Genomic DNA, 23013 nt, shown 5'->3' on the forward strand with positions numbered 1-23013 from the left:
AACCCAGCGTTGAATTGACTACTATGTACCACAAAGTGATGTCAACACAGTGCATCATGGCATTCAGAAACCCATACAATAATCTAACGCCTAATTTAAATAAAAACTACCATAATACGAGCCAGACAATGACTAATAATGATACTAATAATGTAGCGTCTAAACCCAGCTTTGATATAGGCGAGCTAAGCCAACAAATCGAGCAATCGGTCACTTCGCAAGCGCTAGCAGCCGCAAATCATCCGACACGCCAAATTCCACCGCTTGAAAAATGGCAACCCAAACTCAGCGGTACGATGGATGTGGTGGTCAAAGCCAATGGCGAGTGGTGGCATGAAGGCAGTCAAATCACCCGTCCACTACTCATTGATCTGTTTGCCAAAGTGTTGTGGTCAGAGATTGATGACAACCACCAGGTTCGGTATTTTTTAAAAACCCCTGTGGAAAAATGGCAAATCCAAGTAGAAGACGCGCCACTGCTAGTGAATCAAGTGGACGTCATTACCCAGCAATTTGGCGACACTAGCAAATCGGTGTTGCAGTTCACCACCACGCAAGGCGATGTGGTGATTGCTGATGAGCAGCATCCGATTCGTTTGGGTCTGCCATTTACCCATGCTAGCCAGCATGATGCTGGTTTACAGCAAAAACAAGCCAGCCAGCCTTATCTGTTGGTGCGGCAAAATGGTGATTCAGTGCTATACGGACTCATTCATCGCAATGTGTTCTATCATTTGATTGAATTGGGTGAGTTGGTAGAGGGTGAAGAGGGTGCGTCATTGATTTTGCACAGTGGTGATAGCACTTTTACCTTGACGATGACCGCCTAAATAGCCGCTGTAGCCAAATTTTGATAGCTTGTGAACCAGCGAAGTGACGAATGGGCTGTCAAATCCGCCCCCGCATTTTTTTTGTAGTGAGCGTCTAAAAATTGGTATAAGATAGTGGTCTATTTTATGGGTAGGCGATTATTTTGCGGTTTAAAATAGCAACACCCTGCGAGTTGGACTGAGTAGGCTATGGTAGAGTTAGCAAGCGCGCCGATAGGCGTATTTGATTCTGGGTTGGGCGGATTGTCGGTATTGACCCATTTGCAGCGACGCTTGCCATTTGAACGTTATATCTATCTTGCCGATACCCTGCACGTACCCTATGGCTCACGCAGTGAAGCAGAGATTTGTGAACTTACCTTGCAGGCAGTGGCATGGCTACACTCGCAAGGCTGTAAGCTCATTGTGATAGCTTGCAATAGTGCCTCAGCGCATGGATTACAGGCGGCAAGGCGGCAGTATCCTCAAGTACCGATTGTCGGTTTAGTCCCTGCATTAAAACCTGCGGTGATGCAGTCGACGACCAAGCAAGTCGCGGTGTTGGCAACACCAGCCACCTTGCACGGGTATTTACTCAATGAAGTCATTGAGCAAGTCGCCAAACCGCAGCAAGTGACTGTCCACAAATATAGCTTTAACAGCCTAGTGCCTTGGGTAGAATTGGGTATGCCAAGCCATCACCCAGCCGTGACTGATTTAGATCACTTGCTAAGTGAGTTACAGGCTAAAAAGGTAGACCAATTGGTACTGGGCTGTACCCATTTTCCTTTTTTTAAAGCCTATTTGGCACAGCGTATCGACGAGCTGATGACCCACCAAGCTATGGGGCAAGTGGCATTGATTGATTCGGGCGATGCCATTGCCAAACGCGTATATGATTTGCTTGAGCAAGCCAATCAGCTTGCCTCTCATAAAGAGCGACCAAGGTTACAGTTTTATGCCACCGCCAACTTACCCACTACTGAGCAGGCGGCAACGCGTTTGTTGCAGCGGTTTTTGCCAGAGTTGGGGATTGATTTTTTTACCTTGTGTGTGACTCAACATCGTGCAGTGAATTGAGCTTGTTGGTTAGTCAGCATGGCTTTTACCCTTACAACTTTTAACGATTCAGCCTTTAACCCTTTACTTTTTTAATTAATTGCGTTCATTAGAGCGTTATGGAGAAGATAGCATGTCTCAAAAGAAGCGTTATCATATTCATATCTCTTTGGTGAGAAATGAAAATGTCAACTTAGAGAACGCGCTAGAGTATGCGCTATCGACAGATTATTTTTTGACTTGGGATTTGCTTGCGACCCATACCAATTTTGTTGAATACAGCCGCCAACAAATCGACCAATGTGATTATATGATTTTTATTTTGGGCAATGATTACGGTCATTTAAGCCTATCAGGTGTCAGTTATCTGCACTTATCTTATATCTACGCGTCTTCAAAACGGGTGCCGATGATTGCGTTGGTCAATACCCAACCAAGCCAACATGAGCTATTACGTCAACGGTTGGACCTGTTTAATTTGGTGATTAAAGAGCAAGGTTCGCGGGCAATTTACTTCGATCAGACCCATGATGGCGTGCCAGACTGTGTGCGAATGCTTGAGGAAATCAAAGACAAGTTTCCGCGGTCAGGTTGGGTCAAAGAAAGCCTTCCATTAAGGACGCTACCGACAGGCGCTAGTAGTGATTTAAAGTCGGTGTTTGTCTCAGATAGATTTCATATCCGTAATAGTGTGCAACCCGCCTTAACTGCCAGCAGTCTAGAGCGCGATCAAAAGCGGACTGAACTTGAAGCCAGACCGACCCAAGTCACGCCAAAAGCGCTCAATGAAGCGTTATTGGTCAACTATACTGCCCACGCGTTTGAAGGCGGCAACTTGCGAGAAATCAGCGCAGCTTATACATTTAGCTGGGGCAATATTGTGCAAATGCTACAAGCATTACCGCAGCCGTTTACCAGTAATATGATGTTGACCCAAATTAATGATGCCCTCAAAGATGCGGCGATGGCAGAGGCGCTCAAAATCTCACCCAAAATCCATGCCGTCTCTCGCTGTCAAATCAGTAATATCGATTATCAATGGATCAAAAGCCAACTGGTGAAAAAACAATGGTTGGTCTCGGTCAAAGAAGAGCGAAGTATCCGCGAGCTGTGGCAGATTAACATCATTGTACAAGCTTAATCTGTCGTTTTTAACACGGCTTTTTGAGTGTTTTATCTCAGTATTTTACCCAAATTTTATACCAGCTTTCACCAAGCCATGATTTACTCATGTCATGATAATATTATACAGACCTGCTAACTAGCGTCACATTTGTTTGTGTTATGATAATCTCATAACGATAACATTGATGATAAAAAAAGGAGAAAATATGAGCAATCATGTGACCCAACAAGCAGACGAGCTTGAAAACAAAATCAACCAACTTGAAGACACCATGCACGAAGCGCAGCAGTTTCGCACCCTTGAAGAGCAAGTCGAAGATATGAAACGCCGTGGCATCAACCCACGCGATAACTTCAAAAAATGGGATGAAGACGAAGAAGATAATTGGGGCAGCAATTCAAAAGGCGAAGTCAAACCGATCCAAATGGATGATGGTGAAGAGCCCACCCCGCCACCTTTTGTATAAAGTTGTCCAATGTGTCAATACTGACAAGACCATATCGATATTAACAAAAACCCTTAATGGTGACATTAAGGGTTTTTTATTGGGCGATTAGAAAGGTATGATTAACAGGAAACACTAAGGCGTTGTCACCCCACCTTGTCCATTGTCGATACGATAGTAACTCGTGCGACCATTGGCATCGCGTACCACTTTAGTCGGCGTGGCAGTAACCGTTGAATTCGGTACAGACTGGTATCGAACCGGTGTTTGGGTTGGGTATTGGTTTGGGTACTGAGCATTGCCTGTTGGCTGAGTCATTAGCATACGGTAGAGTTTCATACCCGCACGACCATCAGGGTTAACACCTTGCTGACGCTGAAAATCTTGAATCGCATAGCGCGTTTTATCGCCAATCATGCCATCGACTTGACCAATATCATACCCACGATTAAGCAGTGCTTGCTGGATTTCACGGGCTTGACGGCGGCTAATACCGGCATCATCCGTTGGCCAAGGTGTGACAAAGCCGACGTTGCTAGTACGGTTTTGGCTAATCATATCGGACAAATGCGCAATCGCTAGCGCGTAGTTCTCTGACGCATTGTAACTATAAAACGCATCGAAGTTTTTACCCACTAAAAACGCAGGACCTTTAATGCCAGCAGGTAATAGCAAACCTGCACTATCAAGGCTAGAGGGTAGCGGCTGACCATTGGCAAGGGTCAGACCTTGACTGCGCCAGTAGCTCATCGGTTTTTTGGCCTTGCGGTTGCTATCTGCCCAAAACCCTGCAGGCAACTTGACTTCAAAACCCCAAGGCTCGCCGGTGCGATAACCTGCTTTATCTAAGAAATTGGCCGTTGACGCGAGCGCATCAGCTTGGCTATTGACCAAATCTTTGCGTCCATCACCATCAAAATCTTGCGCCAAGCGTAAAAAGGTACTTGGCATAAACTGGGTTTGCCCAAACGCCCCTGCCCATGAGCCAGTCATATCATCACGGCGGATGTCACCATTTCGCAAGATACGCAGCGCGTTGGCGTATTCCGTGCGAAAGTACGACTGACGACGGTCAAAGCAAGACAAGGTCGCTAACGACTGGATTAAGTCTTTTTTACCCAGCTGCTTACCAAAGTTCGACTCTACTCCCCAGACGCCAAGTACATCCGTTCCTTTCACGCCATAGCGCTGCTCGATGCGGTTTAGCGTGCTTTGCAGTTGGTTTTTGGCATTGATACCGTCTTGCACACGTTCTTCATCGACCAGACCTGAGAGATAGTCCCACACTTCTTTTTGAAACTCAGGTTGATAGTTGAGCGAGACAATCACGCTAGGGTCAGGCTCAGTTGGGCGATATTGTTCTAAAGTGCTGGCTACACCGCTAAAGGTGCTGCTATTTTTGAGATTGGATAAACACTGTTGAAACTGGGCATTGCTAAGATTAGGCGGTGTCGGTGCGGCATTGGCTTGGCTAATCATCGCCACGCCTGCCAGCGCCATAAAAATCGGAAGTAAACGCATAACAAACCTTGAATAGTGACAAATAAAGACATCAGCAAACGGGATGAATTTTGACTAGGTCAAGGGTATAAAAAAAGCTTGCTTAGTGAAAGCAGTAAATGCAGTTAATTACATTTTTTCACATTGGGTGATAAAGCGTTAATTTTTGCATTATTGTGGTAATTTTAATTGTTGAACTCAAAAAAATTGGGCATCAACAGTATAAAGCCCAACTTTTGGAAGCACTAATACAGTATCAACAAAGTATTAATACAATCACAATACGCGTTATTGTTCAATCATAAAACCGCTAAAATATTGTTTAAGCTTGGCAAGCTTGGGCGGAATCACAAAGTTGCAATAGCTTTGGGTGGGGTTGTTGGCGTAATAATCTTGGTGATAGTCCTCGGCAACGAAAAACTGCGCAGCAGGATGGACTTCGGTCACCACCTTGATGCCCTGCTCATCACGAAGCTCACCAATCACACGGTCAATGGTCGGTTTTTGCTGCGCTTCATCGGTATAAAACACCACAGAGGCATATTGTCTGCCGACATCATTACCTTGACGGTCTTGTGTCGTTGGATCATGGGTGGCAAAGAAAATATCTAATACCGTCTCAAGCGGAATAATGGTCTCATCAAAATCGACTTTAATCACTTCGATATGACCGGTATCGCCGCCACAGACGGCTTTGTAATTGGCGGTTACTTCATCACCGCCCATATAGCCTGAGGTGACATCGGTCACACCTTTGACATGGCTAAATACGGATTCGGTACACCAAAAACAGCCACCACCTAAAATAATCGTTTGCATAATAGTACCTTTTTATGGTTATTTCATTGGTTTGATATAAGGGTTAAAATAAATTATTAAAAGTAAAACGGGTGAAAATGTTAGAATAGCAAAGTTTACTGGTCATTCAAGTTAGGCAATGTAAACCAAGTTTCCGCTATCTAAAAACCTGACAGTTTAAGCGTTTCTTAAGCGTTTTATTGTTGAAGCGATGATAAAACTGTCAGCGATATTAAGTCTTAGTAACGCTCAATCAGCCATAGTGAGTCAGCCGCATGAGTCAGCCCCAAGCCAAACCACCCCTCGATACGTTATTTACCACGCCGCTAGATACCCATGCGCGGTTTAGCTTTGATGAGCAAGTGGTGGCTTGTTTTCCCGATATGATTCGCCGTAGTGTGCCTGGGTATGGGCAGATGCTCGCCATGTTGCCGATTTTTGCCAAACGCCATTGTCAGTTTCGCCAAACCAATAGCGACGGCAATAAAGTCAGCCGCGTCTATGATTTGGGCTGTTCACTCGGGGCGGTGAGTTTTGCGCTCGCAGGCGAGTTTGCGCCGCAAGATCTGCAAATCAAAGCCATTGATATCTCAGAGCCGATGATTGGCAACGCGCAAAGTGTACTGATGCAGCATTATCCTGAGCATGATATCGAACTGATTTGCGCCGATGTGTGTGAGGTGGCGTTTGAGCGGTGCGATATGATTGTGCTTAATTTAACCTTGCAGTTTTTATCCCCTGACAAGCGCGAGGTGTTACTCAAACGCTGTTATGATGCGTTGGTTGAAGGCGGTATTTTGATTTTGACCGAAAAAACCCATTTGCTCGATGAAGCGGACGATGCCTGGCGCGTTGAGCGGTATTATGATTTTAAACGCGCCAATGGCTATAGTGAGATGGAAATCAGCGGTAAACGCAATGCGCTGGAGAATGTGCTTATCACCGATACCCTCGATTTTCATCATCAGCGTTTAGCAACGGTGGGGTTTGACCGCCATTTGACGTGGTTTCAGTTTTTAAACTTCGCGTCAATTATTGCGTTTAAGTGATGATTGCCCTTAAACACTGAAAACCTGTCAATCCTAAAAGAGTCAATCATGAATGCTACCATCAAAACTGCCGAAACCGATGTCTATCTTACCTTGCTGCAATTGGCGGAAAAATACCCAGTTGCCAATGAATGGCTTGCCCGGTTGCCCAACTGGCTGGCTACCATCAAAGACAAATCACGCTACGCCCATGCGCCATTTTATCAATCGCTCATTGAAAGATTGCCCGTGGTTGACAACGCGCAAGTAGCGTTGAATCAACCCTGTATCACCGCAGCATTGGATTGGCAAGAGAGTGAATACAAGCAAACTCATGCACTACTCAAACGTCTGATGCCGTGGCGCAAAGGCGGTTTTTTATTGGGTCGAGATGACCTGCAAATCCATATTGATACCGAATGGCGCAGTGATTGGAAATGGGATAGGGTGTTGCCGCATATCAGCCCACTTCACGGCAAACGCGTGCTAGACGTGGGTGGCGGTTCTGGTTATCACGGCTGGCGTATGGCGGGCGCAGGGGCAAGCACGGTGATTGTGATTGACCCATCGTGTCTGTTTTATCACCAGTTTATGGCGATTCGCCATTTTGTGGGGCAGGCTGACCGTAACGATTTTGGACGCAACAGAGTGCACTATGTGCCCGTACCACTTGAAGCTTTGCCCAATCCTAGCTTGACTAGCGGGCAAGCAGGGCTGTTTCATACCGTGTTTAGTATGGGCGTGCTGTATCACCGCGCGTCACCGTTTGAGCATCTTGAGCAATTATACCATCAGTTAGCAAAAGGCGGAGAATTGGTACTAGAAACCTTGGTGATTGAAGGGGATGCAACATCCGTGCTAGTACCAAGTGAGCGCTATGCACAGATGAATAACGTGTATTTTATCCCATCGGTTGCGGCACTGTCGCTATGGCTGTACAAAGTAGGCTTTGTGGCGGTGCGCTGTGTCGATGTGGATGTGACATCGACGGATGAACAACGCAAAACCGACTGGATGGATTATCAATCTTTAAGCGATTTTCTTGACCCCAATGATAGCAGCAAAACCATCGAGGGCTATCAACGCCCGACCCGTGCGGTGATGATAGCCAAACGACCGTAACGGTAGATGAACAAGTAACAAGGGTAATGCAGTTTGGGGTAATGGCGTTTTAGGCTAGTAAAGTTTAGCGTAGGGGAGTTTAAAGTGTCCTACTAAAGTACCACTCCAAGACCATTTTGATAAGAAAGCCAAAAAAACCACCGCCCAGTGCCAAAAAAATCCAAAATGTGCCTTGTTTGCCGGCATTGTTTTTCTTTGAAATATCGTACATGATAAAAAATAAAAACGCGATAAAGATAGGCAGCAGCACATACATACCAAGTTTGGTGATTAACTCACTAGAGACTAAAACAAACATGTTATTATCCTATGATTGTCATCAGATATTACAAAATTTTAGCCCGTATTATACGCCAAAAAACCGCGTTTCCTTGTAATAGCATGTATCTTTTGACAGGATTATAATGAAAAAACCATCAAAAATTGGTATATTGAACGCCAAAATCCATGCCCATTGATTATGAGCGAGTGATAGCGTCAAATCGATGGTGATTCATTGATTTATCGTGCTTTTTTAGCTATCAACCCTGCAACAAAACCTGTGAGCCAACAAAGAGAATTTCCATGTCAGAACAACAACCCGTCATTTCGCAAGCCTTAGCATTAGTGGTGGAATCACTAAAACAACAGCAAATTTTGCCAATCGATTGGGTTGATAACAGTACCATCAGCCGCACCAAAGACCAAGCGCACGGCGATTTTGCCAGTAACCTTGCCATGATAGCGGCCAAGACTGCCAAGAAAAACCCGCGTGAACTGGCGCAAACCATCGTGGCGATGTTGCCTGCCTCGGACATGATTAGCAAAGTTGAGATTGCAGGACCGGGGTTTATTAACTTTTTCTTAGATGATAACGCGCGTTTTGCTATCTTAGACACCATCATGCAGCAAAAAGGCGACTTCGGTACATCCGAAGAATTTGCCGGTCAAAAAATCCAAGTTGAGTTTGTCTCTGCCAACCCAACCTCAAGCCTGCACGTGGGTCACGGTCGCGGCGCTGCGTTTGGCATGAGTGTGGCCAATTTACTAGAAGCCGTCGGCTACCAAGTCGGGCGTGAGTATTATGTCAATGATGCGGGTCGTCAGATGGATATTTTGGCAACCAGTACCTATTTGCGCTACCTTGAGCTGTGCGGTGAGCCAATTGTATTTCCCACCAATGCGTACCAAGGCGATTATGTCAAAGATATTGCCAAACCCATCAAAAAACAGCATGGCGATAGCCTAAAAACCGCTTGGGAACATATGCTACTCAATGTACCTGCCGATGCTGAGTACCAAATCGATGCCAACGGCGAAAAAGTATGTGTCTCAGGTGATAAAGAAGCCCATATTGACGGGCTGATTGCCAATGCCAAAGCCAATTTGGGCGATAATTATCAGATTTTTCATGAAGCCGCACTAAGTACCATCTTGGCAGATATTCAAGATGATTTGGCGGATTTTAATGTCCATTTTGACCAATGGTTTAGCGAAAAATCCATCCAAGATGCCATTGTGCCTGCTTTGGAATTATTAGAGCAGCGGGGTTTTCTATACCAAAAAGACGGTAATTTATGGTTCAAATCCACCGAATTTGGCGATGAAAAAGACCGTGTCGTCCGCCGTGCCAATGGTCAATTTACTTATTTTGCCTCGGATATCGCCTACCATAAGGACAAGCTTGACCGCGGCTATGACAAAATTATTGATGTTTGGGGCTCAGACCACCACGGCTACATCAAACGCGTGAAAGCGGCATTGACGGCGATGGGCTACGATGCGCAGCGTATGGATGTGATTTTGGTGCAGTTTGTCACCCTATGGCGTGGTACAGAGCAAATTCAGATGTCATCACGCTCAGGTCAGTTTGTGACCTTACGTGAACTGCGTCAAGAAGTAGGCAATGATGCCGCGCGCTTTTATTATGTCGCGCGTAAACCAGAACAGCACATTGACTTTGACTTAGAACTTGCCAAATCGCATACCAAAGATAATGCAGTGTATTATATTCAATATGCGCATGCGCGTATTTGCCGGGTGCTTGAGCGTACTGAAGAGCGCGGTATCAAAGTTGATGACAAAGCGGGCAAAGCCCACCAACATCTGCTGACCCAACCGGTTGAAACGGATTTATTGAGCTTACTGGCTTCTTACCCTGAAGTGCTACGCCGTGCTGCAGTCAATTATGAGCCGCATTTATTGACCAATTACCTCAAAGATTTGGCAAGCTTGTTCCACGGTTGGTACAACGACAACCGTATCTTGCCCAAAGATGGCGAAACCCCAACCCAAGACGAGCTTGACTTGATGCAAGCGCGTCTGCGTTTATCAAAATCGGTACGCCAAGTGATTCAAAACGGCTTAATTTTGTTGGGATTAACGGCACCAACCAGTATGTGATATGATTAAGATACGCTAAAAACGCTGTAATATTACCGTATCCCATGTCGTAGGAGATGATGATGGCAAGACCCAAAGGAGCGACCCCGCGTAAAGCGCCAAGCACGATGTCGTTTTTTGCTGCCATGTTGGTGGGCATGATATTGACCGTGGGGATTGGTCTGTTTGTTTATTTGTGGAATCCATTTAACCAAGGCAAAACCACGAGCAGCGACGAAGCGCCGATGGTGCAGCCAAAGGTGCAAGACAAACCCAAAACCAATAACTACGAGTTCTATGACTTGCTCAAAGAACAACAGGTCAGTGCCGTCCCCGACGAGGCGGCTGCCAGTCAGCCAGTCTCGGTGCAGCCTGATGTGGTGTTGACCCAAGCTGACAGCACCAGTGCGCCCAAATCAGCGAATGTCAGCGTGGTTGATAATCCGTTGTTGTCTGATGATAACGGTACCAAACCACGCACTTCAGCCAACAATAGCACGATAGACACCAGCACCGCTGCCGATGACAAAAGCAGTGCCGATGCCATTGTGATTGGCAATGAAGAGCCTACGCGGACATATATCTTGCAAATCAATAGTTTTGACAATGCCGATGATGCCGATAAACGCCGTGCTGAAGTGCTAATGGCGGGGGTGGATGCCCAAATCGTCAAAAAACGCTTAAACAATGACCAAACTGTCTATCAAGTCATCTCGCGCGCCATGAGTAGCCCAGAAATGGCAGCACAAGCCCAGCGCCAACTACAAAATAGCCGCATTGATTCATTGATTGTCGAGCAGCGTCGCTAGGCTGATTTGCACGCAAAAAAAACCGTGTTATCGCAACACGGTTTTTTATTGTTCGGTGGCATTAAGCTTTTTTACGACTAAATTTGCGTTGCTTTTTGTTTTGCAGTTCAGTCAAGGTGCGTTTGATTTCCTCATCAGTCAGTTGTGAAATTTGCTGTAAGATATGCATCACGTCCATATTAAGGATAAATCGCGCGCTTTTTGCCATGGTATGAATGCGCGCATCAAACTCAATCACCCCGCTGGCCGATACCGTGATATAGCCCAAACGCTCTAGCGCATCCATAAAGCTAGTGAACAAGGCACGGTCAAAAAAATCTGGCATGTCATCTTCGTATAGCACGGATAGGCGCTGACCGAGCAGATGACCCAAATCAATCACTTGATCTTTGGTGAGTTTGCCTGAGCCTTGCTGACTCAGCAGCGCAAGTACCATAAAGTAGCGCTCTAGACTTTGCTCAACTGAGTTGGCAAGCACTGTTAACTGCTGATAGCTACGGGTATTCGGCTCTGGCGTGGTCAGGATGCGATGACCATCAGCATTCACTCCTTTGTCCACGATGATGTTTTCTTCGACCAAAGTATCGATATGTTCACGCAAAGTGTCATTTAGGGTGCGTAGTGGGTATTTCAAAAACAACTCTGCTTGCAAGAAGGGATACATGATACCTACCACTCGCTCAATGGTGTTTAGGCTCATGGTGCCATTACGCTGTATCAATGAGGCACACAGTGACGCGATGATATAAATATGCAAAATATTGTTGCGAAAATAGCTCAGTAGCGGTGCTTGACCGTCCGCAATACGAATCAAATCACCGAGCACATGTGGGGTGCGCTCGATGAGTTTAAGCTTGACACCATAATTGATAATGGCTTCTGGGCTTTGCTGGGTGATTGATACATCATCATCATACGGAATTTTTTCTGCGATACGTTGATACAGCGCCAACTGTTCACGACAGCTTTGCTCATCGAGTGCGCCATGGGGCGTATCGAGCAATACCAAAGCTAGCAAAGTGACTGGGTTAAGCACCGCAGAGCGGTTGATACGCTGCATGATTTTGATGCCCAAATTGTCAATCATGTGAGTGACATTGGCAGGCATATCACTATCGGTACGGTCTTTGGGTAGGGTATTTGGGGCAACGTCAAATTTTTTCATAAAATTAGCTAGATACAGCGGCTGACCAAAACTGACGTGCACATGACCGAAGATACGCTCGATTTTTCGGCTGGCTTTTAACAGACCCAATAACGACTCGGATTCTTTGGGCTTACCTTTAAGCTCGCCGACATAAGTGCCGCCTTCCATAATACGTTCATAACCGATGTAAGTCGGGATAAAGACAATCGGTTTGCCTGCTTGGCGCAGATGGCTTTGTACCGTCATCGCTAGCATCCCTTTTTTGGGCGGTAACAAGCGACCTGAGCGCGAGCGACCGCCTTCGATGAAGTACTCAATCGGCGTGTTGCGCATCAACATACTATGCACGTATTCACGAAACACCGCAGAGTACAGCGGATTGCCTTTAAAACTGCGACGCATAAAGAAAGCGCCGCCATTGCGTAGTATTTGACCTAGCACGGGGATATTTAGGTTCTCCCCTGCGGCAACGTAGGGCACCCGTAACCCACGTTTATAAATCACGTATGACAGCAACAGATAGTCCATGTGACTGCGGTGGCAAGGCACGTAGATGATTTCATGGTCGGATGCCAGTTCGCGTACCCGCTCAAAGTGCGCTACTTCAACCCCGTCATACAACTGTGTCCAAAGCCAGGTCAAAAAGCGGTCAAAAAAGCGCACGGTTGCAGACGAGTAATCACTGGCAATCTCGTTCAAATACCCACGCGCCAATTTTCGGCTTTTGGCGAGTTCACGCGAGTTTTCTTTGCTATCGATATTGATGGCGTGCTGAATGGCAGGCGTATACAGAATTTTATCGACCACATTACGACGGTCTGATAAGTCAGGACCTAAGATGGCTTCTTGTTTTTTATCCAAATAACCTTCTAAGCGCTGTTGTACCCGTGCAGCGACGGTGTGTAAATGATAGCGGTCGTTACTAGCAGTATCAGTGGATGCCACGCTATCGGCTTGCAGCACAGGGTTTTTGCTAATCTCATCTTCGATGATGGCACGCAAATCTTTGGGTGAGTGAAACTGCACATAGGTATCTCGCCCTTTAACCCCGATATTAAATAGCTGTTTACTGAGGCTAGGTACTTGCCATTCATCAGCCGTGAGGAGGTTAAACAGCGAATCTTCTTTTTCTGGCGCGCGCCCCCACAAGATGGTGACAGGGATAAAATCAATGTGTAGCGTTGGGTATTGCTCGACGGCTTCAATCAAACGTAATAGGCGAGGTGAAAATACGGCACTGTTATCAGACAGTTTTTCTGTTTTATGGTGATGCAAAAAAATCATTGCGGTATTTTCATCAATACCATGCGCCCGATCGATGACATTGGCTAGGGCAGGGGGTAAGTCATATTGTTTGGTTTCTAGGTCAATTAAAATACTGTTGCTACGAGAATACTCTTTGAGCACATAAAAGGTGAGTCGCTGGCTTGACGTATTGGTATTGGCGCTTGCTAAGCTATCGCTAGCTGGCGGTAGCTTATCAGCGCTAACATGGGTGCTAGCTTGGCTAATATTGGGGATGTCGCCGATCAGTTTGGATTTGACGGCGAGCCCCAATAATTTGCCAGAGACTTGTCGGTATAGATTTTTTAACAGCGGGGTCGCAGCAGGATAGTTACCTTTGTTTTTCGCTTCGGTAGTGCCTGAATTTTTCCCTACGTGAGTCATAGTATGCCTAGTGATTGCGTGAGTTTTTTCGTAAGTTTTTTAAAGATAAATACAAGGTTTAAAATATGTCTTATCATGCCATAGATTGATGAATTTCTAAACCTTATCACGCAAAAATTCTTGTATAATGAGTGACTTTAATCCATTTTATCTACCCAAGAATAACGTTAATCATAAGAGCGTCTATGGCAAGCCAGCAAGATATAAACCATACCCATACGATTGATATCACTCACCAACCACAGGTGCCCGTAACAGCCGTAACGCAGCAGCAGTTTGAGCAGCAAGCGATTTGGCAACAATTAGTCACGCAGTTATTGGAAACCTTAACCCTCGTGCCGTATCAAGACAATGTATTTATTGGGCAAAGCCACGATTATGTCGGCGCGCGTATTTTTGGTGGGCAAGTACTGGGGCAAGCGTTGATGGCAGCCAGCCATACTGTGGAGCATTCAAAACCTTGCCACTCATTTCATGGCTATTTTTTGCGCGGTGGCGATATCAATAAGCCTGTATATTACCAAGTCGAGAAATTACGTGATGGTCGTAGCCTTGCTTCACGTCAAGTAACAGCACGCCAATATGATGACGATAACCAACCGAGCATAATTTTTACCATGATGGCGTCTTTTTCACCCTTTGAAGAAGGGCTTGAGTATCAACAAGCGATGCCAACGTATCCTGCGCCAGATGTGTTGCTGACCGAGCAACAGCTCAAAGACCAAGTGGTAGGCAAAATCCCCGATACACTAAAAGCGCGCTTTATGCGCCAGCGTCACATCGAAATCAAGCCAGTACAGCCGCGTGACCCAATCCATCCAAAAATCATGGAACCTAGCCAAGCCAACTGGCTGCGTATTCCGCAGCTGGGTAAACAGTCAATTCAAGTACAACAAGCACTGCTCGCATTTTCTTCTGATTTTTATTTGATTGGTACGGGGCTGATGCCACATGGGATTAGCTTTATGACTAAAGGGTTGCAAGCGGCAAGTATCGACCATAGTATGCATTTTCACCGCCCATTTGATATGAATGATTGGTTACTCTATAACATGTGGTGTGATACCACGTCACAGTCAAAAAGCTTAAACCACGGTCAATTTTGGCAAAATGGCAAATTGGTCGCCACAACCCAGCAGCAAGGGCTAATGCGACTGCGCTAGTGATTCAATAATTTTACCTTATATTAAATAGTAGCCGTATGAGAGAGAGAAATATGTCCAATCCCCCAATGAGTGATGCCGCCCGCAAGGATATCGCCCAACAACACAATCACCCATTAAAAGGCTTTGCTGTTATCTATGAGCAAAAAGTGGAATGGGGCGATATGGATGCGTTCAATCACGTCAATAACGTGGTGTATTACAACTATGCCCAGCGCGCGCGTATCCACTACCTTGAACAAGTTGATATGTTTAACTTACAAACCCATACCGTGATTGCTTCGTCATCTTGCCAGTATTTGAATTCGGTCACTTTCCCCGATGTGCTTTGGATTGGCATTCGTGCCAAAAAAATAGGCAATACCAGTCTGACCCATGACTATGTTTACTTTAGCACGGCCCAGCAAAAAGTCGTCGCTACCGCCTCCTCAGTCATTGTATTTTTTGACCAATCCGGTAAAAACAAGCAACCGATTTCTGATGGTCAACGCCAACAACTTGCCGAGTTAGAAAGTCATACGGTTTGAAAGTTATAGTGTTTGACTATTACTAAAATTTAATTGTTACTAAAATTGTTAATAAAAAAGCCACAAGCTGCAATGCTGGTGGCTTTTTTGTCTGATAAATTGCTATCTCGTAAATCACTCTTTGTGGTCTGGGTTAGCAACGGTTTCGACCAAGTTTAGGTCAAACCCTGATAACGCGTTGAATTTGAGCGGTGATGACAGCAAACGCATATCACGCACGCCCAGATAACGTAAAATCTGTGAGCCAACCCCAATGCTGCGGTAGGGTTGGTGTTTAAGCGGTGAGTTGGGTTTGTCAGCGACAAAGTTATCGAGCGCTTCGCCTATATCAATCGCTTGCTGATGCCCAATCCAGACAAACACGCCACGCTCTGCTTCGCTAATTTCTTTGAGTGAGGCATGGATATCCCAGTTACTCTTACCGCTGTTGGGTAGCTGCACGGTGAATAAATCGCGCAATGGCTGGAAGCTATGCACCCGCACAGTGCTCACGCCTTCTTGAGGGTTGCCCTTGACCAGTGCCAAATGGGTATCCTCTGAATTTTTTTCTTTAAAACGATAAGCAGTAAACTCACCAAACTCAGTTTGCATGGGATAATTGGCAATGGCTTCTACCGTTTGCTCATTGGCAATACGGTAATTAATCAAATCGGCGATGGTGCCGATTTTTAAGCCATGTTCTTTGGCAAAAATCTCTAGGTCATCACGGCGCGCCATTTCGCCATCTTCTTTGATAATTTCACAAATCACTGCGGCAGGTTCAAGTCCTGCCAAGCGTGTTAGGTCACAGCCGGCTTCGGTATGACCGGCACGGTGTAGTACACCGCCATTTTGTGCCACGATTGGGAATACATGTCCCGGTTGTACGATGTCTTCGGGCTTGGCAGTCGAAGACACTGCTGTTTGGATGGTTCTAGCGCGATCTGCTGCTGAGATACCTGTGGTGACCCCTTCTGCCGCTTCAATCGATACTGTGAAGTTGGTGCTAAATTTAGCGCCATTTTTATCCGACATAAGCGGTAAATTGAGCTGTTCACTGCGGTCAGCAGTGATGGTCAAACACACCAAGCCACGCGCATGGGTAATCATAAAATTAATATCTTCTGGGCGTACATGGGTGGCTGCCATCACCAAGTCGCCTTCATTCTCACGGTCTTCATCATCCATCAAAACGACCATTTTGCCTGCACGGATGTCATCGATAATTTCTGCTGTTGTATTAAATGCCATAAAAGTGCCTTTTTTAGCGATTTATTAAAATAACATTGATTAAAAAACTGATTAACAAATAGGGACAGAAAATAAGCGCTATCAGCTAGTATTGTTCAAAATATTGTCCAAACCAACCTTAACAATCACCTTATCAAACTTAGGAAAGCTAGTATGGGCGCCCATTTCATATTTGCGCGCTATTATAGCATTAACTTAGTGAGTCTAAGCAGCGAAATATTGATAGCCATACGCGCTGGTAGTGCACGCAGACATAAGGTTAGAGTAAATTAGTTGAAAAATTTAACAAAAAGGGGTGATTTTGTATAATTTTTGACCAAAAATTAAAAAAACTGGTATATTATTACTTAATGATTAATAAAAATTACATTCTTAATACGTTCAAAGAAAACGTTTTTAAAAGTCATAGACGTCTAACCGATTTATTTATCTAAGGATCCTGTGATGTCAGTCTTTTATCTTATCTACACCAGTAAAATCACCTTACAAGCAAGCTTGCATACGATGACGTTGCCTGATATCTATCGTCAGTCAGTCGCGCGCAACACCCAGGCAAATGTCAATAGCGTAATATTTCTCAAGCAAGGCAACTTTCTACAATATATGGAAGGTAGTGAGCGCACTATCACCCAGCTGTTTGACAAAATCAAAGCCGATAAAAGACACAGAAATATTCGCGTCATCGAGCAGGGACAGGCGCCCAATGCGCTGTTTGGGCACTGGAAAATGCACTGCATCAATTTAGATAACGTCGACGATATGGATGATGTCGATGATATCAGCCCCCTGCTAGACTATTTTGAAACTGCGCAATTTGATAGCGCCAGTGTACCAAGGTTGCTTGCGGATGTAGAAAACTATTATCGTTCGGGCAAATGGCAAAGGCATCAACATACCAACTTTGATAAGGGTAGTTATAGCCATACCAAGCTGCGCCGCTTGGGCGTTAAACATCGCTATTTTTTGTGGATTCAGCTTGGGTTTTTGTTGGTATTTTTATTGCTGATGGTGTACTGGTTATTACAAAATAGGGTTCATTTGGCTGCGCTAAATCATCCGTTGTCTACTTTGACGGGTTTTTTAGCCGCCGCTCTTTAATCATCGCTCTTTAATCACCGCTCTTCAATGATTGCCCTTTAGCCACTGCTTTTTAACCACTGTATAAAGGCATAGGTTTGTTGTTCTTTGGCATTATCAGCAAAGTCAAACAACCGCGTGCCCAGCAAATTATCGGGTAGATACTGCTGTGGGTGGTAATGGTTGGGGTAGTCATGCGGATAGATATAATTGGCGCCATAACCATCGGCGCGCATCAGCTTGGTGACGCCATTACGCAAATGTAGCGGTACAGGGGATTGGTCATTTTCAGCCAGTCGCATCGCTTTATTAATGGCCTGATAACTAGAATTGGACTTCGGCGAGGTCGCCAAATACACCACCACTTGCCCCAAAATAATCCGCGCTTCAGGCATACCGATGCTCTGCACACTTCGCAGGGCGGTATCAGCCAGTAGTAACGCATTGGGATTGGCAAGTCCGATATCCTCACTTGCCAAAATCACCAACCGCCGCGCAATAAAGGCAGGGTCTTCGCCCGCTGTCAGCATCCGCGCCATCCAATACAGTGCCGCATCAGGGTCGCTACCGCGGACTGATTTAATCATCGCTGACACTAGGTCATAATGGCCATCACCTGATTTGTCGTAGCGGACCAGGCTTACACCTGCGACCGCGATGACATTGTCATCAGTCACCACAATCGCTGACTGGCTGCCTTGCTTAAAATTGGGGCTTGATTGAATGGCGAGTTCAAGTAAATTTAACGCCTTACGCGCATCGCCTTGCGATAGCGCAAAAATCGCTTGGCTTGATTGTATGTCAATCTTAAATTGTTTAAAAACTGCATCATCGTCAATGGCACGTTGTAGTACTTGGCTGATTTCATCTTCACTCAAGGGGTTGAGCCGATATACTTGGCAACGGGACAATAGCGCATTGTTGACACTAAACGAGGGATTTTCGGTGGTCGCACCAATTAAAGTAATATCCCCAGACTCAACCGCGCCGAGGAGTGCATCTTGCTGGGCTTTGTTAAACCGATGAATCTCATCGACAAATACCACCGGCGGCTCGCCAAACAAGCCATCATCTTTTGCCAGTACTTCACGCAGCTCTTTGACCCCTGCATTGATAGCCGAGAGCGGGCGAAAAGGACGACCCACTGCATCGGCTAATAGCATGGCTAGGGTGGTTTTGCCAATGCCTGCTTCCCCATGCAAAATAATCGATGGCAAGTAACCTTGCTCAACAATACGGCGAATCGGTGCGTTGACACCAAGCAAATGGGTTTGTCCGATCACCTCGTCAAGCGACTTTGGGCGGACACGTTGGGCAAGGGGGATTTGAGCGAGTTGATTCATCATTAAGGTATAAGTTTAATTGGATTACTTAGTCGAAGGTCTTCAGCGATTTCACTATTTTTTAAATTGGGATTGTAGCTAAGTGCGGTACTTATTTAGTAAAAGTAATTTAGTGAAAGTAGCTTAGTAAAAGTAGCTTGGTAAAAGTAACTGCATCAAAAACAATGCGGATTTTTTAAGAATTTTAGCATGCCTAAACGACAGCAGTAAGCTAAGTTGTTTGATTTGTGTGACTACTTGGATTGAGAAATATTTTTACTTTGTTAAATAAAAATAAACAGTAATGATGTGAGTCTTAATGAGCCATATTTTTAAAAAAACTACAATATTGTTAATATGACAAGTGTAGATTGACGGGTCATTTTTTTCTTTTTACAATCTCATACTTTAGTTAATATTCAAACTGACAGTTAGTGCTCACTTTGGTATTTCATTAGTATTTAATAAGACAGTTTTTTATTAGACAGTTTTTTGGTAATACGGGCATCATAACGGCGACCGCATCAATTACTAGGGTAATTGACGGCTTGCGGGGTTGTTATGTTGCGGCAAAGCCATAGGCAAGTTATTAGCGAGTCGTATGAAATTACATCAATCCATCAAACCATCGACTTACCCAGTAAGCCATCATCTACAGCCACTATCACGCGTGCTTACCCTGTCTGCGTTTACGATGGCAATGGTTTCGTTGAATTTGTCCTTATCTTTGGCAGCGACTGCTGCGACCACGGTCACCAAACCTAGCACTACCAAAACGACCCCGACAAAAACTACAACAAAAACCACGACAACAACAAAAACCACCAAAACGACCAGTACCCCCACTAAAAATGCTAACAAGCCGCCTGTTAAAATATCGGCTAAAACCACAGCGGCAGCGCCAACCACAAAGCCCACTAGCAGATTGCAGCCCAGTACCAGTGGCGACATCGCAGAGTTTACGCCGGTAATCAATACCCCGCCCAACCCTGAGCCTGTGCTAAATGCTAGCCCTGCCACGGACGCACCATCAGCAGACACGCCGTCAAAAAAAAACGTGACCCGCTCCAATGAAGTCAAAGGTGGCAAAGCAGCTGGGCTCAGCTACGATCCTACTATCAATAATGGGGTGCCTTATCCGCCAAGTTATGGCCTGGATGTACCCAGTAATTTGACACTGGCACAAGCGCAGCAGTACCTAGTCAAAGTATCACCCAAAGTCGCGGCTGACAATGCGGCAATCGTGAGTAATGAGCTGCGAGCTGAGTCAACCAAAGGCTTAAACAAACCAATTGTGTATCTGGGTGCCAGTGCCACGCATGTACATGTGGATGACAATATAGATACCACGGGCATTAAAAACAATCTAGCCAATGCCATTGACAACGCAGTCAATAACAATATTGGCAATTTACCCATCACCTTGCCGCTGCCTACCACGCCAGTAGATATCGGTGGCTTAATCACCGATCCGATTCCCAATAGCATCCCTGTCAATGTCGATAAAAATAGAACAGGCGCAAATGTCACCGTGCTATGGTCTGCTTATAACGGACACAAAACCGAAGCAGTGACCAGTTTGCTCAATGGTATGACTGATGAAAGCCGTGCCGATGCTGATTTATCACTGGATGAACAATACACCACGCTTACCAAACGCTATTTTCAAACCCAGCTTGCCATCATGGCAGCTTATCTACGCGCCGATGCGCTCAATGCGATTCGTGCCACCGACCATGCCGCACAGCGCGCACTGGATGTGGGGCTGATTTCAAAAGTCGAGCGTTTGGAAGCCAAAAAAGCCTTAGCCGATGCCGAATACGAAAATAGCAAAGCGTTGAATGATGCTGAGCTTGCCATGACCGCGCTACAGCGGTTACTGCGGGCGCCGTATTTTATCAAACCAACATCGCCTTTATTTGTATCCACCAAGCCGTTGCCGCCACTGAGTTATTTTCAGCAGCAGGCTAAAATGCATCACCCAGGTTTTGATAAGGTTGCCGCCAAGTACAACCAAGCCAAAGCGCTGCATGAATTTAGTGAATCCGCCTACAAACCCAATGTTACCGTCTTTGGTCGCTCTGAAATCGACGCTGACCCAAATTGGATTGCCGGGGTGTCTGCCAACTGGAAACTTTGGGGCGGGGTAGATCGCCGCATTAGCACCCAATCTAGCCTTGCCAAGCTGCACCAAGCCGAATTTAGCCAAGTGGATGTCAATGATAATATTATGTTGTTGGTAGAAAAAAATTGGCAAACAGTCAACAATGCACGCGATAATTTCATTGCCTTAAATACCAATATTGAGCTCGCCAGTGAGATGCTGCGCTTTCGTCAGCTTGGCTTTAAAGAAGGCGTCAACACGGCCGTAGAAGTGATGCAAGCCGAAGCCAATTTGGAAAAAGCCAAAACCGAGCAAGCCAAAGCGGCAAATGATTATGTGCAGGCAATGGCCGACTTGATGCAAAGCTGCGGTACGCCGCTAGAGTTTAACCGTTATATGCAGGCAGCGGACGTCAAGCTACCCGCGATTTATTTTGAACATCGTAAGAACTAATCAATTATTTTAACCCGTGTCTTTATTTCACCAGTAGGCTTACCGTATGGCTGATCCACAAAACCCAACACCAGACAATGCGATGGACAACGCTAAAGACAACACTTTGGACAGCGCTGCGGATAATGCTAATGCAGCGATGAACGCCCAAGCTGCCGATGAGCCGCACATAGAGGACAGCCTGTCAGCCGCTACGACGGATAGCCGCTACGTGCCGCCTAACAAAAAACCCAGTAAAATTCGCACCATCATTATAGCCTTGATTATCCTTGGGCTGATTGGACTGGTCGCATGGGGGCTAATCAAAGACAAGCGCGAAACGCGCAGCGCGCCTGTGACCATCCAAGGGCATATGGAAGTAGAGCAAACGCCTGTCGCTGCCAAAGTTGCCGGTCGTATTGCCAATATTTATGTCAAAGAAGGCGATGAAATTAGCGTCGGCACACGCCTAATTGATATGGATAGCCCAGAAATCAATGCCAAGGTCGAAGAAGCACAAGCAGGCAAAGAGTTAGCCCAAAGCCAACTGGACAAAGCCAACAATGGCGCAAGACCGCAAGAAATTGAAATGGCAAAATACCAGTACGATGCTGCCCAATCCGCTGCTGACCTTGCCAAAGTCACCTACGAGCGTATCAACCGACTAGCGGCAGAAGGCTTGATGTCGCGGCAAAAACGTGACGAAGCCTATACCAACTATGTCGCCAGTGTCGATAAAGCCAAAATCGCCAAAGCCCAATATGAGTTAGCCAAAACGGGCGCGCGCAGTGAAGATAAAACCGCCGCCCAAGCGCAAGTCAGCCAAGTAGAAGGCAAGCTTAAAGAAGCGATGGTGGCCAAAGAAGAAGCCAATCTTAAATGCCCGATTGCGGGTATCGTGGACAACGTGATTGTCAAACCAGGTCAAGTGGTTGGACAGGGCGTACCACTGATGACCATTGTTGACCCCAAAGACCAATGGGTCGTGCTTAACGTTACCGAAAACAATCTAAATCATTTTGCAGTCGGTAGTGAATTTAGCGGTACTGTTCCTGCGTTATCGGTCAACAATCAGCCTTACCGCCAAGTGTTTAAAGTGTACGCAAGTTCCGTGCTATCAGATTTTGCCACGTGGCGCCCGACCAACAGCAAAGACGGCTTTGATATGCGTACCTTTGAGATTCGTGCGCGCCCGAGCCAGTCAGATACACGCCTAAGACAGGGCATGACCGTATTGGTTGATATACCGGCAAGCCAGCAGCCAACCCAAACACAATGAAGTCAAC

The 23013-nt window shown here is 45.8% G+C and carries 19 protein-coding genes; 13 read left to right on the forward strand and 6 right to left on the reverse strand.

The features are described 5' to 3' along the window. Nucleotides 1-128 precede the first annotated feature (128 nt). From ACAM39_RS00520 to ACAM39_RS00535, 4 genes are all read left to right on the forward strand, one after another. Nucleotides 129-830, forward strand: a complete 702-nt coding sequence (locus ACAM39_RS00520; RefSeq protein WP_369627826.1) for a DUF1285 domain-containing protein — start codon at nucleotides 129-131, stop codon at nucleotides 828-830. A gap of 189 nt (nucleotides 831-1019) precedes the next feature. Next, nucleotides 1020-1889 (forward strand): glutamate racemase, encoded by an 870-nt coding sequence (gene murI, locus ACAM39_RS00525; protein WP_369627827.1) that lies wholly within the window; start codon nucleotides 1020-1022, stop codon nucleotides 1887-1889. 112 nt (nucleotides 1890-2001) lie between these two features. Then, on the forward strand, nucleotides 2002-3009 hold the full coding sequence (locus ACAM39_RS00530; protein WP_369627828.1) for a DUF4062 domain-containing protein: 1008 nt from the start codon (nucleotides 2002-2004) through the stop codon (nucleotides 3007-3009). Nucleotides 3010-3199: 190 nt separating this feature from the next. Further along, entirely contained in the window at nucleotides 3200-3460 is a 261-nt protein-coding gene (locus tag ACAM39_RS00535; protein ID WP_369627829.1) for a hypothetical protein, read from the forward strand. A 114-nt stretch (nucleotides 3461-3574) separates the two neighbouring features. Here the strand turns inward: ACAM39_RS00535 and ACAM39_RS00540 are convergent, their stop codons facing one another. Continuing rightward, nucleotides 3575-4960 carry a lytic murein transglycosylase gene (locus ACAM39_RS00540; protein WP_369627830.1) on the reverse strand — a complete coding sequence of 462 codons (1386 nt, stop codon included), beginning with the start codon at nucleotides 4958-4960 and terminating at the stop codon, nucleotides 3575-3577. Between the two features lie 267 nt (nucleotides 4961-5227). Then, a complete protein-coding gene (gene msrA, locus ACAM39_RS00545; RefSeq protein WP_065262829.1) occupies nucleotides 5228-5758 on the reverse strand; it encodes a peptide-methionine (S)-S-oxide reductase MsrA in 531 nt (176 codons plus the stop codon). A 254-nt stretch (nucleotides 5759-6012) separates the two neighbouring features. Here msrA and cmoA point away from each other — a divergent pair, with 254 nt between their 5' ends. Together cmoA and cmoB are read left to right on the forward strand one after the other, a co-directional pair. After that, the gene (cmoA, locus tag ACAM39_RS00550) at nucleotides 6013-6786 is read left to right on the forward strand and encodes a carboxy-S-adenosyl-L-methionine synthase CmoA (RefSeq protein WP_369627831.1); all 774 of its coding nucleotides are present in this window, start codon (nucleotides 6013-6015) and stop codon (nucleotides 6784-6786) included. A gap of 45 nt (nucleotides 6787-6831) precedes the next feature. Next, a complete protein-coding gene (gene cmoB, locus ACAM39_RS00555; RefSeq protein ID WP_472828257.1) occupies nucleotides 6832-7887 on the forward strand; it encodes a tRNA 5-methoxyuridine(34)/uridine 5-oxyacetic acid(34) synthase CmoB in 1056 nt (351 codons plus the stop codon). A 79-nt stretch (nucleotides 7888-7966) separates the two neighbouring features. Here cmoB and ACAM39_RS00560 read toward each other — a convergent pair whose 3' ends face one another. Next, the gene (locus ACAM39_RS00560; RefSeq protein WP_007117392.1) at nucleotides 7967-8185 is read right to left on the reverse strand and encodes a DUF2788 domain-containing protein; all 219 of its coding nucleotides are present in this window, start codon (nucleotides 8183-8185) and stop codon (nucleotides 7967-7969) included. A gap of 266 nt (nucleotides 8186-8451) precedes the next feature. Here ACAM39_RS00560 and argS point away from each other — a divergent pair, with 266 nt between their 5' ends. Beyond that, nucleotides 8452-10269 (forward strand): arginine--tRNA ligase, encoded by a 1818-nt coding sequence (gene argS / locus ACAM39_RS00565; RefSeq protein ID WP_369627833.1) that lies wholly within the window; start codon nucleotides 8452-8454, stop codon nucleotides 10267-10269. A 62-nt stretch (nucleotides 10270-10331) separates the two neighbouring features. Further along, nucleotides 10332-11057, forward strand: a complete 726-nt coding sequence (locus ACAM39_RS00570; protein ID WP_369627834.1) for an SPOR domain-containing protein — start codon at nucleotides 10332-10334, stop codon at nucleotides 11055-11057. Between the two features lie 61 nt (nucleotides 11058-11118). On the opposite strand, the gene plsB is transcribed toward ACAM39_RS00570, so the two are convergent. After that, on the reverse strand, nucleotides 11119-13872 hold the full coding sequence (gene plsB, locus ACAM39_RS00575) for a glycerol-3-phosphate 1-O-acyltransferase PlsB (RefSeq protein ID WP_369627835.1): 2754 nt from the start codon (nucleotides 13870-13872) through the stop codon (nucleotides 11119-11121). A 185-nt stretch (nucleotides 13873-14057) separates the two neighbouring features. Between plsB and ACAM39_RS00580 the strand changes: the two genes are divergently transcribed. Both ACAM39_RS00580 and ACAM39_RS00585 read left to right on the forward strand, forming a co-directional pair. Next, a complete protein-coding gene (locus ACAM39_RS00580; protein WP_369627836.1) occupies nucleotides 14058-15035 on the forward strand; it encodes an acyl-CoA thioesterase in 978 nt (325 codons plus the stop codon). Nucleotides 15036-15088: 53 nt separating this feature from the next. Further along, nucleotides 15089-15562 carry an acyl-CoA thioesterase gene (locus ACAM39_RS00585; RefSeq protein ID WP_369627837.1) on the forward strand — a complete coding sequence of 158 codons (474 nt, stop codon included), beginning with the start codon at nucleotides 15089-15091 and terminating at the stop codon, nucleotides 15560-15562. A gap of 114 nt (nucleotides 15563-15676) precedes the next feature. Here the strand turns inward: ACAM39_RS00585 and ribBA are convergent, their stop codons facing one another. Then, nucleotides 15677-16792, reverse strand: coding sequence for a bifunctional 3,4-dihydroxy-2-butanone-4-phosphate synthase/GTP cyclohydrolase II (ribBA, locus tag ACAM39_RS00590; protein ID WP_369627838.1), 1116 nt, complete (start codon nucleotides 16790-16792; stop codon nucleotides 15677-15679). Between the two features lie 444 nt (nucleotides 16793-17236). Between ribBA and ACAM39_RS00595 the strand changes: the two genes are divergently transcribed. After that, nucleotides 17237-17890: a BLUF domain-containing protein gene (locus ACAM39_RS00595; RefSeq protein ID WP_369627839.1), complete on the forward strand. Its 654-nt coding sequence runs from the start codon at nucleotides 17237-17239 to the stop codon at nucleotides 17888-17890. Nucleotides 17891-17928: 38 nt separating this feature from the next. Here ACAM39_RS00595 and ACAM39_RS00600 read toward each other — a convergent pair whose 3' ends face one another. Next, complete coding sequence (locus tag ACAM39_RS00600; protein ID WP_369627840.1) at nucleotides 17929-19215, reverse strand: replication-associated recombination protein A; 1287 nt, start codon at nucleotides 19213-19215, stop codon at nucleotides 17929-17931. A gap of 577 nt (nucleotides 19216-19792) precedes the next feature. On the opposite strand from ACAM39_RS00600, the gene ACAM39_RS00605 reads away from it, so the two are divergent. Together ACAM39_RS00605 and ACAM39_RS00610 are read left to right on the forward strand one after the other, a co-directional pair. Beyond that, nucleotides 19793-21748 carry a TolC family protein gene (locus ACAM39_RS00605; protein WP_369627841.1) on the forward strand — a complete coding sequence of 652 codons (1956 nt, stop codon included), beginning with the start codon at nucleotides 19793-19795 and terminating at the stop codon, nucleotides 21746-21748. A 46-nt stretch (nucleotides 21749-21794) separates the two neighbouring features. Next, nucleotides 21795-23006: an HlyD family secretion protein gene (locus ACAM39_RS00610; protein WP_369627842.1), complete on the forward strand. Its 1212-nt coding sequence runs from the start codon at nucleotides 21795-21797 to the stop codon at nucleotides 23004-23006. Nucleotides 23007-23013: the final 7 nt, after the last annotated feature.

Origin of the sequence: Moraxella sp. K02 (genome assembly GCF_041154755.1) — a bacterium.
Classification (GTDB): Bacteria; Pseudomonadota; Gammaproteobacteria; order Pseudomonadales; family Moraxellaceae; genus Faucicola.